The sequence below is a fragment of the Burkholderia sp. Bp8992 genome (assembly GCF_003853705.1).
Taxonomy (GTDB): domain Bacteria; phylum Pseudomonadota; class Gammaproteobacteria; order Burkholderiales; family Burkholderiaceae; genus Burkholderia.
This window is the reverse complement of sequence record NZ_QTQI01000003.1, coordinates 220312-234576: the sequence shown is the minus strand read 5'-3', so window position 1 is coordinate 234576 and position 14265 is coordinate 220312. Positions and strand designations below refer to the sequence as shown.

Below are 14265 nucleotides of genomic sequence, written 5' to 3'. Positions count from 1 at the left end.
GGAGCCGCGTATCCGGCGCGGCGGCAACGATCGCTCGTTGCGGGCCGCTGCCGCATATCGCTGCAGGACATCGGTTTTCCCGCGATCACCACTGATAACCCGCGCCGATCACGGCGCCGTAGTCGTTGCGGGTGTTGGTCGTGACGGCGGCCTTATAGATCCAGTGATTGTTTTCGGAGATCGTCGAGATGCCGATTGCCTGGCCCGACTGGCTGCGATAGACGCTGCCGGCGATCGCGACCATGCTCTTGCCCGGTCCGGACGGCTGCGGCAGCCCCGCGACGGCCATCGCACTGGCGGTGCCGCCGTCCGCGTCGCGTCGCAGGCTTTGAATCTTCGCGTCGGTATACGCATTCGCGTTTCCGACGGCGGCATTCAGCTGCTGGACATTCACGCCATCGGTCGGCGCGGTGCCGGCCGCGACGTTTGTGAGCTGCCGCGTCGAATTCGCCGTGCCGATCGAGACGACGTTGTTTCGGCCACCGTCGTTGCTGCCCGAGCCGATCGCCACGGAGCTGTTGCCGGAGGACGTCGCGCCCGCGCCGATCGTCGTCGAGCCGGTGCCGGACGCGGTCGAGCCGTTGCCGACCGCCGTGCTGTTCGAGCCGGACGCGACGGCGCCGTTGCCGCCGGCCGACGAGTTCGAACCCGTCGACGCAGGCGGGGTCGACGATCCCGGTGTCGAGGGGAAGCCGCCGGTCCCGCCGTTGGTATTGCTGATGTTCTGGATCAGGGTCGTCAGGTTCTGGTTGACGGCTTCGAGCTGGCTGACGTTGACTGCGTCGGTGCCGGCCGAGCCGGCGGCGAGGCCGGTGATCTTGCGGTTGCCGATGTTGATTTCGCCGGCCGACGATTGCGGGCTGCTCAAGCCGTAAGCAATGTAGTTCGACTGCGCACCGACCGTCGTGACGGATCCTGCGCCGAGCGCGATGCTGTTCGCGAAGTTCGCGCTGGCGCCCGAGCCCAGCGCGATGGCGTCGGCTGCGCTGCTGTTTGCCCCCGAGCCGATCGCGATACCGCCCGACGTGCCGGCGACGGCGTTGGCGCCCTGTGCGATCGATTGCGGCCCTGTTGCGTTCGCGCCGCTGCCGAGCGCGATGGCGTCGGCCTGCCCGGAATTCGCGGCCTGGCCGATGGCCACGCCGCCGGGCGCCGTTTGCTGCACGATCGCACCGTTGCCGATCCCGACGCCGTTATCTCCGTTGACGACCGTCGTGGGTCCCACCGCGATCGACTCGGCGCCTACGGCGAGCGAATCGGCTGCGGTCGAGTTGGCGTGGAAGTACATCGTCGGCGTCACGGAGAACGATTGCAGCGCGCCGGTCAACTGCCGGACCGTTACCGCATCGTGCGCATCGGTCCCGTCGGCCACGTTGACCAGTTGCCGGTAGGTATTGCCCGATGCGCTGCCGAACGACACGGCGCCCAGCAGGGTCGCGTCGGACGTATTGAACGGCACCGTGTGGCTGCCGGCCGGAATCGTACCGCTGCCTGCCGCGATGGCGCGATCCGACACGGAGCCCGAGCCGATCGCGACACCGCCGTTGATCGAAACGGCCGTCTGCGCGCCGAGTGCTACGCCGTTCGCCGCGCTCGCCTGCGCACCGGTGCCCGCTGCAAGGCTGCTGGCTGCGCTCGCCACTGCCTGAGGGCCGACGGCAATGCTGTCCGTGCCGGTCGCCTGACTGTCGGCCAGCGTCGAATTGGCGTGGAAGTACTTGATTCCGGCACCGTTGCTGATGTTCGAGATGGCCGTCGTGTTGGACGTCACCTGCTGATTGGTGGCGAACAGCTGCGAACCGTTGACTGCGTCGGTGCTGGTACCGCTCAACTGGCCGGCGGCGACGTTCTGGATCTGTCGTTCCGCGCCCGCCGAGCCGACGCTCACGACGCCTGCGGGCGTCGCGCCCGCGAAGTTGTAGGTCACGCCGCCGATGACGGCGTTCGACGTCGGCGTGGCCGCGGTCGTTGTCGCGTTCGCGCCGAGTGCGACCGAATTCGCGAGCGTCGCTTGCGCGTTGCCGCCGATTGCCACCGAATCGGCACCGCTCGCCGTCGAGTCGGGATCGGTGGAATTCGCGTGGAAGTACTTGATGCCGGCGCCGTTGTTGATGTTCGAGATGGCGGTGGTATTCGACGTGACCTGCTGGTTGGTGGCGAACAGCTGCGAGCCGTTGACTGCGTCCGTGCTGGTGCCGCTCAACTGGCCGGCGGCAACATTCTGGATCTGTCGTTCCGCGCCCGCCGAGCCGACGCTCACGACACCCGCAGGCGCGGCGCCCGCGAAGTTGTACGTTACACCGCCGATCACGGCGCTGGCGGTCGGGGTGGCCGCGGTGGTCGTTGCATTCGCACCGAGCGCGACCGAGTTCGGCTGTGTCGCCTGGGCGTTGCCGCCGATCGCCACGGCATCGGTGCCGGTCGCCGACGAGTCGGGAGCCGTCGAGTTCGCGTGGAAGTACTTGATGCCGGCGCCGTTGTTGATGTTCGAGATGGCCGTCGTGTTCGCCGTCACCTGCTGGTTGGTGGCGAACAACTGCGAACCGTTGACCGCGTCGGTGCTGGTGCCGCTCAACTGGCCGGCCGCGACGTTCTGGATCTGTCGTTCCGCGCCCGGCGCGCCGACGCTCACGACGCCTGCGGGTGCGGCGCCTGCGAAGTTGTAGGTCACGCCGCCGATGACGGCGCTGGCGGTCGGGGTCGCGGCGACGGTCGCCGCATTCGAACCGAGCGCGACCGAATTCGGCTGCGTCGCTTGCGCGTTGCCGCCGATTGCCACCGAATCGGCACCGCTCGCCGTCGAGTCGGGATCGGTGGAATTCGCGTGGAAGTACTTGATGCCGGCGCCGTTGTTGATGTTCGAGATGGCAGTCGTGTTCGCCGTCACCTGCTGGTTGGTGGCGAACAACTGCGAGCCGTTGACCGCGTCGGTGCTGGTGCCGCTCAACTGGCCGGCCGCGACGTTCTGGATCTGTCGTTCCGCGCCCGGCGCGCCGACGCTCACGACGCCTGCGGGTGCGGCGCCTGCGAAGTTGTAGGTCGCGCCGCCGATGACGGCGTTCGACGTCGGCGTGGCCGCGGTGGTCGCCGCATTCGCGCCCAGCGCGACGCTGTTGGCCACGCTTGCCGTCGCGCCCGATCCGAGCGCGACGCCGCCTGTTGCAGCGGCCTGGACGTTGGCCGAATCGCCGATCGCGATCGCGCCCGCGACATTGGCCTGCGACGTGTTGCCGAGCGCAACCGAGCCCTGTCCGGTCGCGACGTTCGTGTTGCCCAGCGCGATCGCGCCGTTGCCGTTCGCGGTGTTGTTGGCGCCCATCGCGACTGCGCCGTTACCGGTGGCCGTATTCGGATCGCCGATCGCCACCGCGCCGTTGCCGCTCGCGGTCTGCCCTTCGCCGAGTGCGACGGCGCCGGTGCCGCCCGTCACTTGCGAGTTGTGGCCGCCGGCGATGGAGCCGGTGCCTGCGGCCGCGGCGACGGTGTTGGTGTCGCCGATCGCGACGGTCGATGCGGCAAGCGCCTGGGACGTCGAGCCGATCGCGACGCCAGCGACGCTGGCGGCTTTCGCATTGATGCCGACGGCCACCGTGTTGTCGGCGCTGGCGGTCGAACCTGAGCCAAGTGCAACGGCAGAGACGCCGGCAGCGGTGGCCAGGTTGCCGACGGCAATGCCGGACAGCGTGGATGCCGTGGCGGTATCGCCGATGGCGATCGAACTCGTTCCGCTGGCCGTTGCCTGATTGCCGGATGCCTGGGAATGGAGGCCGCTGGCGAGCGCGTTGTTGCCGAGCGCAACCGCCTGATCGCCGGTTGCCTGCGTGCCGGAGCCGGGGACGCCGGCCGTGCCGCCGGGGCCGATTGCGATCGAGCTCGTACCGGACACGCCGCTGTTGACGCCGATCGCGATGCCGGACGCGCCGCTGACCGACGCACCCGAGCCGAGCGCCATGCCGGCGGCGGCGGTGTTCGTCGTGATCGATTTGAAGCCCACGGCGATCGAATAATCGCCTGCTGCAGTCGACAGCGTCGTGAACGCGGTCGAATGATCGCCCGATGCGGTGCTTCCGGCGCCGAGTGCCGTCGCGGAATTGTTGGATGCAACCGACGCGTTTCCGAGCGAAATCGATGAAATGCCGGAAGCGGCCGCGTTCAATCCGGCGGCTACGGCGTTGTCGGCGCTCGCACGGGCGCCCGGACCCAATGCCGTGCTGCCGACGCCGGACGCCGTGGCGAAATCGCCCAGTGCGTTCGCGTTTTCCGCAGTGGCGGCGGCCGACGTGCCGAGGGCGGAGGCGTTCGTGCCGGTCGCTACCGACGCATGCCCGATGACGGTTGCGCCAATACCGCTTGCCGTGGCGCTGCCGCCGATGGCGGTCGCGCTGCTGGCGGACGCCGTCGAGGCCTGCCCGAATGCGCTTGCGCCTGTGTCGCTCGCGATGGCGGTGGCACCGATCGCCGTCGCGTTGAACCCGCTCGCACCGGTATTCGAGCCGATTGCGATCGAGTTGCCCGATCCAGTGGCTGCGGCTCGTACCCCGAGCGCTACGCCACCGCTGGACGTCGCGATCGTCGCGGCACCAATCGCAGTCGCGGCGTTCCCGTTTGCCTGCGAGTTTTCCCCGACGGCCACTGCATTGCCGCCGCCGGCACCGGCTGCGAAACCGAGTGCCATCGATCCCTGCCCGGCGGCATTGGCTGAGCACCCGGCAGCAATCGCGTTGGTGGTTGCTGCAGCCGCGCCGCAGTTGAAGCCGTTCAACGTGGCGGACCCTTGTGCCTGTGCATACCCTAACGTAGGCGTGCCTATGGCGAAGAGGCCGATCGAAGCGGCGACGATCGCCCGCCGGGACGGTTGCTGTATGCGTTCGATCGACAGGGCAGCCGATGCACGATGCTTGGCGGTGAATTCACGCTCAACGGCTTTGCCGCGTCGGTCGACGGTGCCCGACGCCCCCGGTTTCCCTTTTCCGCCGGCCCCGTCGACTTCCGATACCGCGACCAGCGCACCGCGCGTCTTGCTCCATATGATCTTGTGCATTCTGTTCATGTTGATGCTCCATGTGAAATGATCACGTTCTGTTGGAGTAAATTATGTAGTGATGCTAATTTTATGGTTGAAGTAAAAACAACTTCATAATCGATCAGTGATTCGATCCGAAATTGATCGTCAAGGATTGAGGTGGTGGAGTTTATTTTTCGTATGGAAGAGTTGATTTTGAAGGGGCGTGAAATGGCCGCGCGTCTTACGGAAGCGGGTATCACCCCATCGGCTCCGGGATGACGGGCGTGTGCGAATGCCACCCTTGTCCTCGGCGACGCAGGCCGATCCGGGTGAGCGATGTCCTGGGCAACGGCAGGCACTTTTGACGACTATGGATCGTCTCGGGAGGTTCGACATCTCGGCATCTCGATAGGAACAAATCACGACCGGCGATGGGGCGCCGTTACTTTATAAACCCGCTGCTATGCCTGATTGCTTTTCAGATGGGAGTGCCGTCATGGCGCTCATCTTTAAAAAATCAAAATCCATTGTTTCGACGAAAATTTGGTAATTTATTTTCGGATTTAATGAATTAAATTTGATGGGTATTGCGATGGATAGATGTTAGGAGAGGATTTGAAAATCAAAAAGTGAACATTTGTCACCCTTGCGAAAACTGTGGAACGACGATGACACCGGTCCGTTGCGGTGGATTGAAACACCCATCTATCGCGAACGAACTGACCTAGATCGGCAGGGGGGGCGGCGAGCGCACGCCGATTGAACGGGCAGCCAAATCGACATCGACATCGGATTTCCGGATAGAAACAGAGGAGACCGTAATTTCTAAAGGACGGATGCGACTGGAGGCGACGGCGTCTTCGCACCGGGCGTGCCCGGATTTTCCGGGCAGGAGCAGATGCCTGGCCCCGTATGGGGCGATGCCTCGTGCCGTCGACGCGCCCTACGACATGCGACGCATGCTCAAGCCCGGTCTTCGACCAGCATGCCGGCGTCGCACGGCATGTCGACCGATGCCTTGATCTGATCCAGTCGGTAACCCAGCGTATAGATGGCCGACAGACGCAAGCCGTTCTCGACGCCGAGCTTCAATTTTTGCCGGATGCGATAGATATGCGTATCGAGCGAACGCGACTCCGTCCCGAGTTCGCGTCCCCAGGCTGTCGTTGCCAGCAACTCGCGGGACATGATCTTGCCGAGATTGTGAAACAGGCACGCGACGAGCTGAAATTCCTTCGTCGTCAATTCGATCGTGGTGTCACGAAGCCGAACGGCACGCTCCACCGGATCCAGCACGTATTGGCCTGCCCGGATCGGCTCGTCGCGCTTCACGTTCCGCGCGACCCGGCGCAACAACGCGTTGACTCGTGCGGCGAGTTCGTCGGCGCGGAACGGCTTGCTCAGATAATCGTCGGCGCCGGCCTCCAGCGCCCTGACGACATCGAGTTCGTCGACACGGCTGGTAAGGAACAGCACGCCGTATTCGACATCGGCGCGCGTGCGAATCCAGTTCAGGACTTCGATTCCCGTCACGCTGGGCAAGTGCCAGTCGAGCACGACTGCGTCGACCGATTCGGATCGCAGAAACCGCAACGCCTGTTCGCCATCGACGACGACCTTGATCGTATGGCGGAACGGCGCCAGTGCGTTTTGCACTTCCTCGACCTGAACGGGATCATCCTCCACAACCAATATGCGCATTCATGCACCCCAATTATCCTGGTTCCTCGACCGGCACCCGCAAACCTGCTTTTTGCGTGCGAGCAAACGTTTGCGTTTTGATTTATGGAACAAACGGTTAAGCAATATAAAGCAACGATAATGCACGCGATTGTGACATTTTGTGAATTCGTCGTATGAAATACAGCGCAGGTAAAAAGGGATGCAACAAGATGTCTCAAGGGAATTTTTACCTGCCGGCGTGATGCGTCGAAATGGAGCCGAAGACGACCAGCGAGGAGGGGCGCGAAGGGGTGCTTTGCCGGGAAGGTGGCGGCAGATACCGGCGAGGCGTCATGAATGACGACGGCGCGCGACGACGATCTACGCGGATCTCGTTGCGCGCACGCAGGCGGACGATCCGCGCGTTGTCGTCACGTTCCCGGTCGAACTGCCAGATGCAGTTCGATTCGGATAACCGCGTTGCCAATACGCGGTGGGACAAGCCGGGGTGCGAGGCGTTCGGCGGGAAGGGGGCGGCGAGCAAGGCAGGCTGATGCTGCATGACCGGCCTTCGGGCCGGGTTGAGGCGCCGATGACGTGGGTCCGTCGGCGCCCGCAGCGTCAGTGTCTGAGCACGCAAACGGCCACGATTTCGTATCCGGGATCGGCATGCACGTGCGCCGCCTTTTCCGCTTCTTCATACGAACGAAACGACGTGGCGTCTTCAACCGCCGGCGCCATGCCGATATCGCCATCCTCGGCGGTGCAGAGGAACTGCTCGCCGGTCTTCACGACGTAGACGGACAACATGATTCCCTCCATCGTTTGCAGGGGGGAATTCCAGTCTAGCAGGCCGGAAAAGGGGCTCAGGCGGTTTGCAGCGTCCTGTCCGCGAGGTTGTTGCCGGAGGCCGCGCATTGGCCCGGCGTGCGACAGCATCGGAAAGCCGTGCACAATACGCGCATGCAAACCCCGGACCTCGAACACCTCGTCACCGTCACCATGCCCTTTGGCAAGTACAAGGGCCGGCTCCTGGCCGACCTGCCCGGGCCTTACCTCAACTGGCTGGCCCGCGAAGGATTCCCGCGCGGCGAAATCGGCCGGCAACTGGCGCTGATGCACGAAATCGATCACAACGGCCTGAGGGACTTGCTGGCGCCGTTGCGCAAGCGCGGATAGCGTCAATCAGGGGCGAATGGCCCTGCGTGCACCTACCACGTCGCCGATGCTGACCTAGAATGGAGAGAGCAGTTCACGGCAAAAAGGGGTGCCAACATGAGACGCCTTTATTTCCTCGTACCTGATACGCAGATGGCGAAGGCGATCGTCGATGACTTGCTGCGCGCGCGAATCACCTGGCGTCATATCCATGTCCTCGCCAATCACAGCGTCACACTCGATCAGTTGCCCGAAGCATCGTTGCTGCAGAGCAGCGATGTCGTACATGCACTGGAGCGCGGCGTCGCGTTCGGCGGCGCGACGGGCGCGCTGATCGGCCTCGTCGCGTTGGTGTTTCCCCCTGCGGAGCTCGTGATCGCGGGCGGCGCTGTCGTGGCATTGACGGTAGTGGGGGCGGGCTTCGGTGCGTGGACGGCCGCGATGATCGGCATTGCCGAGCCGAACGCGCGACTCGAGCGATTTCGTGAAGCGATCAAGGACGGCCAGATCCTGATCATGGCCGATGTGCCGGCGTTGCGAGAGCAGGAAATCGAGCAGATGGTCGCCCAGCATTTTCCGCGGGCGGACCTGGAGGGGGGCGAGTCCACGACACCGATCTTTCCCTGACACGTGAATACCGGCATGCACGATGCCCGATCGCGTCGCCGCGTATCGCCGGGCGCATCGTCGCGTTGCCGTGACCAAGGCCTGCGTGACGCGCCGATGCCGAACCGGCGCAGCGTGCCCGCCGCCCCTTTATGCCCTGATGAAGCGCGCAACGGACGTGCATCCGATCCGACGCGCACGGCGCCTTCCGAACTCAAGCGCCGAGGTGGAACCGTCTGCAAGGAGGTCGTATGGAACTGCACATGCAATCACACCACTGGGAGCGGCGCACCCCCGACTGGCTTTGCGCTGCCGTGGCTGGCCTTGCGGGCGGCGCGCTGGTGATCGCGCTGGAATTCTTCTGGTCGACGCTGGTGATCGGTGAAAGCCCGTGGCAACCGACTCACAAGATCGCGGCGATGGTGATGGGCCGCAGCGCGCTCGGTCAGATGTCGCAATTCAACCTCGAGATCGTCGCGATGGCGCTGCTGCTGCACTACGTGCTCGGCGCGATCATGGGGATGATGCTCGCCGCGATCATGGCGCCGTTCCGCTTCGATTCGAGCGTGGGCATGGAGGCCGTCATCGGGCTGGCGTTCGGGATCGTCGCGTACGGCTGGAACTTCTACGTGATGACAGCCGTGTTCCCATGGTTCATCTCGGAACGCGGTTCCGGCCCCTTGCTGGCCAACCTGCTGTTCGGCGTGGTGGCCGCGGTCACTTACGGCATGCTGGAACGGCGACGCGAGCGGAACGCCGCGGACTGACGCGGCGCGCGCTTTCCGGTGCGCCGACCCTGAAGACCGGGCGCCCGTTTCGCATGGCATCGTCGCACGCGACGCAGCCATGCGACGCCGTCGTTCGCGCGGTTCGTCCAGGAGCGCGTGCCGTCGATGCACTGCCTTGCACGATACGGGGGAGCGATCTACCTTTTATTTAGGGCCGCTAACAACGCCGGGCGAATCGGGCCTGGCGCACTGCCGACGAAAACAATTCGAATGACGACAGGGCGGCGCGACGGCGCAGGAGCACGCGATTGCGGCTGGCTCCGGCGAGTGACATGCAGCGAGGCGGCCTGTGGCGCTTGCGATTGCCCTGATCCTGATCGTCATGCTGGCGGTGGGGTTTCACTTTGCCAGTCCCTGGTGGATCACGCCGATTGCATCGAACTGGGTGCGCATGGACGACATGCTGACGATCACGCTCGTCATTACCGGCGTGTTGTTCATCGCAATCAACCTGTTCATCGCGATCGCACTGGTGCGCTACCGCCATCGCAGCGGGCATCGCGCGGCCTACGAGCCGCACAACCGGCGGCTCGAATGGTGGCTGATCGGCCTGACCGCTGTCGGCGTGGCGGCGTTGCTGGCTCCCGGTCTCTTCGTCTACGCGGACTATGTCCGGCCGCCGCGCAACGTGCTGCAGATGGAGGTGCTCGGCCAGCAATGGCAATGGCGCTTCCGCTTCGCCGGGCCCGGCGGCAAGCTGGGCACGACGGACGTGCGCTTCATCGGCAACGACAACCCGTTCGGGCTGAACCCGGCCGATCCCGACGGCCGCGACAACTACCTGATCGAGACGCCCGAGGTGCACCTGCCGCTCAACCGGCCGATCCAGGTCCTGACGCGATCGCGCGACGTGCTGCACGACTTCTATGTCCCGCCGTTCCGGGCGCGCATGAACATGGTGCCCGGCATGGTGACCACCTTCTGGTTCACGCCGACCAAGGCAGGGCGCTACGACATCCTGTGCGCGCAGCTCTGCGGCATCGGGCACTCGAACATGCGTGGCGTGGTGGTGGTGGAAGACGAAGCGTCGTTCGCGCACTGGCTGGCGCAGCAGGCCACGTTCGCGCAGCGGCAGCAGGCGCGGGTGCAGGCAGCGCCGGCCGCCGCCGGCGGCAGCGCGCAGGCGCTTGCCGACCTCGGCAAGACGCTCGCGGCGGCCAAGGGCTGCGTCGCGTGCCATACCGTGGACGGCAGCCCGCGCGTGGGCCCGACCTGGAAGGGCCTGTACGGCAAGACCGAAACGATGGCCGACGGCAGCACCGCGAAGGTGGACGAAGCCTATCTGCGCGCGTTCATCCGCGACCCGACGGCCCGCGTCGTGAAGGGCTTCTCGCCGATCATGCCGCACTTCGACCTGAGCGACCAGGAGCTGGCCGCGCTGGTGGCCTATATCAAGGCGCAAGGCGGGCCGCCCGCCAACACTGCGGCCCAGCCCTGATGGAGCAGACGTCATGTCCTACGCACACAGCGACCACCTCCCGCACAGCTTCTGGACGCGCTATGTCTGGAGCCAGGACCACAAGGTCATCGCGGTGCAGTATGCGCTGACGGCCATCGCCATCGGCCTGGTCGGCCTCGTGTTGTCGGACCTGATGCGGCTGCAGCTCGGGTTTCCGGGCAAGTTCGACTTCATCGATGCCAACCACTACTACCAGTTCGTCACCATGCACGGGATGATCATGGTGATCTACCTGCTGACGGCGCTGTTCCTGGGCGGCTTCGGCAACTACCTGATTCCGCTGATGCTCGGCGCGCGCGACATGGTGTTCCCGTTTCTCAACATGTTGAGCTACTGGGTCTACCTGCTGGCCGTGCTGGTGCTGCTCGCGAGCTTCTTCGTGCCGGGCGGGCCGACCGGCGCGGGCTGGACGCTGTATCCGCCGCAGGCGATCCTGCCCGGCACGCCGGGCGTCGAGTGGGGCATCGTGCTGATGCTCGTGTCGCTGGCGATCTTCATCGTCGCGGCGACCATGGGCGGCCTGAACTACGTGACCACCACGCTGCAGGCACGCACGCGCGGCATGACGCTGATGCGCATGCCGCTCACGGTATGGGGCATCTTCATCGCGACCATCATGGCGCTGCTGGCGTTTCCGGCGCTGTTCGTGTCGGCGGTGATGATGCTGCTCGACCGGACGCTCGGCACCAGTTTCTTCGTACCGGCCGTGGTGTCGATGGGGCAGACGCTCAGGCACGCCGGCGGCAGCCCGCTGCTGTTCCAGCACCTGTTCTGGTTCTTCGGGCATCCGGAGGTCTACATCGTCGCTTTGCCGGCCTTCGGCATCGCGTCGGATCTCATCAGCACGCACGCGCGCAAGAGCATCTTCGGCTACCGGATGATGGTGTGGGCGATCGTGATCATCGGCGCGTTGAGCTTCGTGGTCTGGGCGCACCACATGTTCATCGCCGGCATGAATCCGTATTTCGGCTTCTTCTTCGCGACCACGACGCTGATCATCGCGGTGCCGACCGCCCTCAAGGTCTACAACTGGGTGCTGACGCTGTGGCGCGGCGACATCCACCTGACCGTGCCGATGCTGTTCGCCATCGGCTTCATCAGCACGTTCGTGCTGGGCGGGCTGACTGGGCTCTACCTCGGCAACGTGAGCGTCGACATTCCGCTGTCGAACACGTACTTCGTGGTCGCGCACTTCCATATGGTGATGGCCGTGTCGCCGATCCTGGTCGTGTTCGGCGGCCTCTACCACTGGTACCCGAAGGTGACGGGCCGCATGCTCGACGACACGCTCGGGCGCGCGCACTTCTGGATCACCTTCGTCGGGACCTATGCGATCTACTTCCCGATGCACTATCTCGGCATCCTGGGCATGCCGCGACGGTATTACGCGTATCAGGGCTACAGCTTCATCCCGCATTCGGCGCAGACGCTCAACACCTTCATCACCCTCGTTGCGCTGGTCGTCGCGGCGGCGCAGCTGCTGTTCCTGTTCAACCTGGCGTGGAGCCTCGTGCGCGGCAAGCGAGCCGACGGCAATCCGTGGCGCGCTACCACGCTGGAGTGGCAGACGCCGCAAACGCCGCCCGCGCACGGTAACTGGGGCGCCGCGCTGCCCGTGGTTTACCGCGGGGCATACGAATACAGCCCGCCGGGGCAGGGGGAAGACTTCGTCCCGCAAAATCTGCCGCCGCCCGCGGCGTCGCCCGAACCGGCCCACCCGACGCTTCAACCCGGCGAGGCGCGCGAATGACCACGCTGCCGCGCCCCCTCGTTCCCGATCCGCGACCTGGCGTGCAGAATGCGGGCCGTGTCGGCCTGATCGTCTTCATGGCGGTCGCCACGACGTTGTTTTCGCTGCTGCTGCTCGCCTATGCGATGCGCATGCGCGAACCCGACTGGCAGCCGGTTCCGCATCCGGCGCTGCTGGGGTGGAACACCGTCGCGCTGGCACTGGCGAGCGTCGCCATGCAGCGTGCCCGGCAGCCTGCTCCGCATCGCGTCGCGTGGCTGGTGTGCGGCGGCGTGCTGGCGGCCGTATTCGTGGCCGGGCAACTGACCGTCTGGCGCATGCTGTCGGCGGCCGGGCAGACCGTCATCGTCAATCCGTCCGACAGCTTCCTGTATCTGCTGACCGGCCTGCACGGGCTGCATGTGCTGGGCGGGCTGGCGGCATGGGCCATGACGCTCTCGATGCTCCGGCACGCCGACCCGTTCCGGGTCCAGCGCGCCGTCGCGCTATGCGCCCTCTACTGGCATTTCCTGCTGGCCGTCTGGCTCGTGCTGCTGGCGGCGATGTGGTGGCTGACCCCGGCGATCGTCGCCGCCCTCTGCGGGCCGTCGTATGGAGCCGCGCCGTGACCTCGCCCCCGCTCCCCACCGAATCCGCGCCGCCGCCGCCGGATGACGCCGGGCCTGACGGCTGGCGCGGCATCGTCACCGACTGGTCGGCCGACCGCGAAGCCTTCAAGGTGCCGTGGGGCAAGGCGATGATGTGGATCTTCCTGCTGTCGGATACCTTCGTCTTCAGCAACTTCCTGATCGGCTACATGACGGTGCGCATGTCGACCACGGCGCCGTGGCCCGACACGTCGAAGGTATTCGGGCTCACGGTGGGCGGCCTGGATGTGCCGTTGCTGCTGATCGCCATCATGACGTTCATCCTGATCACGAGCAGCGGCACCATGGCGATGGCCGTCAACTTCGGCTACCGGCGCAACGCGAGGCGCGCCGGCGCGCTGCTGCTCGCGACCGCGCTGCTGGGCGCGGCCTTCGTGTCGATGCAGGCCCTCGAATGGACCAAGCTGATCGTCCACGAAGGCATCCGGCCGTGGGGCAACCCGCTGGGCGCCGCGCAGTTCGGCGCGTGCTTCTTCGCCATCACCGGGTTTCACGGCTTTCACGTGACCTGCGGCGTGATCTACCTGCTGCTGGTCGCGCGCAAGATCCTGCAGCCGGGGTTCACCGGGCACGGCAACTTCCAGATCGTCGAGATCGCCGGCCTGTACTGGCACTTCGTCGACCTCGTATGGGTGTTCATCTTCGCGCTGTTCTATTTGTGGTGAGGCAGGCCATGGACCATCCCGATTCCGCCGGTCGACCCGGTGCCGCGCACGGCCAGCAGCATCCGATCGGCCTCTACGTGAAGATCTGGGGCCTGCTGTTCCTGCTGAGCACGATGTCCTACCTGGTCGATTACTTCCGCGTGCAGGGCGTGCTGCGCTGGGTGCTGATCGTCGTGCTCATGATCGCCAAGGCCGGGCTGATCGTGTCGATCTTCATGCACATGATGTGGGAGCGGCTGGCGCTGGTGTACGCGATCCTGATTCCGCCGCTGTGCCTGCTGGTGCTCATGGTGCTGATGGCCGCCGAAGCGCATCACACGTTCGGCATGCGGGAACTCTTCTTCCGCTGATTCCCCTGGCGGCCTTTCGCCGGCCGCCTGCCCATGACGTCCGCAGGGTCGTCATGGAAAACTGTATGAATATACAGTATAGTACCCGTCGAACTCGAGCCGCACAGGTGCAACCCTTGCGGCACGTGCGCCGCGCCTGCGGGTATCCGCCGCAGCGTTCCGGCACCGTGAATTC

12 protein-coding genes are annotated in these 14265 nt (G+C 65.3%); 8 read left to right on the top strand and 4 right to left on the bottom strand.

Going from position 1 to position 14265, the window contains the following annotated elements; all coding sequences use genetic code 11:
- Positions 1 to 85: 85 nt before the first annotated feature.
- The 4 genes from DIE03_RS06160 to DIE03_RS06145 form a co-directional block, all read right to left on the bottom strand.
- Positions 86 to 5050 (bottom strand): YadA-like family protein, encoded by a 4965-nt coding sequence (locus DIE03_RS06160; protein WP_124448496.1) that lies wholly within the window; start codon positions 5048 to 5050, stop codon positions 86 to 88.
- 918 nt (positions 5051 to 5968) lie between these two features.
- On the bottom strand, positions 5969 to 6706 hold the full coding sequence (locus tag DIE03_RS06155) for a response regulator transcription factor (RefSeq protein ID WP_124448494.1): 738 nt from the start codon (positions 6704 to 6706) through the stop codon (positions 5969 to 5971).
- A gap of 208 nt (positions 6707 to 6914) precedes the next feature.
- The gene (locus DIE03_RS38150) at positions 6915 to 7229 is read right to left on the bottom strand and encodes a hypothetical protein (protein WP_185658111.1); all 315 of its coding nucleotides are present in this window, start codon (positions 7227 to 7229) and stop codon (positions 6915 to 6917) included.
- Between the two features lie 59 nt (positions 7230 to 7288).
- A complete protein-coding gene (locus tag DIE03_RS06145) occupies positions 7289 to 7477 on the bottom strand; it encodes a hypothetical protein (RefSeq protein WP_034192021.1) in 189 nt (62 codons plus the stop codon).
- A gap of 153 nt (positions 7478 to 7630) precedes the next feature.
- Between DIE03_RS06145 and DIE03_RS06140 the strand changes: the two genes are divergently transcribed.
- The 8 genes from DIE03_RS06140 to DIE03_RS06105 all read left to right on the top strand — a co-directional run bounded on the left by DIE03_RS06140 (position 7631) and on the right by DIE03_RS06105 (position 14090).
- Positions 7631 to 7846, top strand: a complete 216-nt coding sequence (locus tag DIE03_RS06140) for a DUF3820 family protein (RefSeq protein ID WP_124448490.1) — start codon at positions 7631 to 7633, stop codon at positions 7844 to 7846.
- Positions 7847 to 7942: 96 nt separating this feature from the next.
- Positions 7943 to 8452 (top strand): DUF1269 domain-containing protein, encoded by a 510-nt coding sequence (locus tag DIE03_RS06135; RefSeq protein ID WP_124448488.1) that lies wholly within the window; start codon positions 7943 to 7945, stop codon positions 8450 to 8452.
- A gap of 230 nt (positions 8453 to 8682) precedes the next feature.
- Positions 8683 to 9198, top strand: a complete 516-nt coding sequence (locus DIE03_RS06130; protein ID WP_124448486.1) for a hypothetical protein — start codon at positions 8683 to 8685, stop codon at positions 9196 to 9198.
- Positions 9199 to 9508: 310 nt separating this feature from the next.
- On the top strand, positions 9509 to 10657 hold the full coding sequence (locus DIE03_RS06125) for a c-type cytochrome (protein WP_124448484.1): 1149 nt from the start codon (positions 9509 to 9511) through the stop codon (positions 10655 to 10657).
- 13 nt (positions 10658 to 10670) lie between these two features.
- Positions 10671 to 12428, top strand: a complete 1758-nt coding sequence (gene ctaD, locus DIE03_RS06120; protein WP_124448482.1) for a cytochrome c oxidase subunit I — start codon at positions 10671 to 10673, stop codon at positions 12426 to 12428.
- Positions 12425 to 13036, top strand: a complete 612-nt coding sequence (locus DIE03_RS06115) for a cytochrome c oxidase subunit 3 (RefSeq protein ID WP_124448480.1) — start codon at positions 12425 to 12427, stop codon at positions 13034 to 13036. The genes ctaD and DIE03_RS06115 overlap by 4 nt, the downstream gene beginning before the upstream one ends.
- The gene (locus tag DIE03_RS06110) at positions 13033 to 13740 is read left to right on the top strand and encodes a heme-copper oxidase subunit III family protein (RefSeq protein WP_124448478.1); all 708 of its coding nucleotides are present in this window, start codon (positions 13033 to 13035) and stop codon (positions 13738 to 13740) included. Before DIE03_RS06115 ends, DIE03_RS06110 begins: the two co-directional genes overlap by 4 nt.
- Positions 13741 to 13748: 8 nt before the next feature.
- Positions 13749 to 14090, top strand: coding sequence for a cytochrome C oxidase subunit IV family protein (locus tag DIE03_RS06105; protein WP_124448477.1), 342 nt, complete (start codon positions 13749 to 13751; stop codon positions 14088 to 14090).
- Positions 14091 to 14265: the final 175 nt, after the last annotated feature.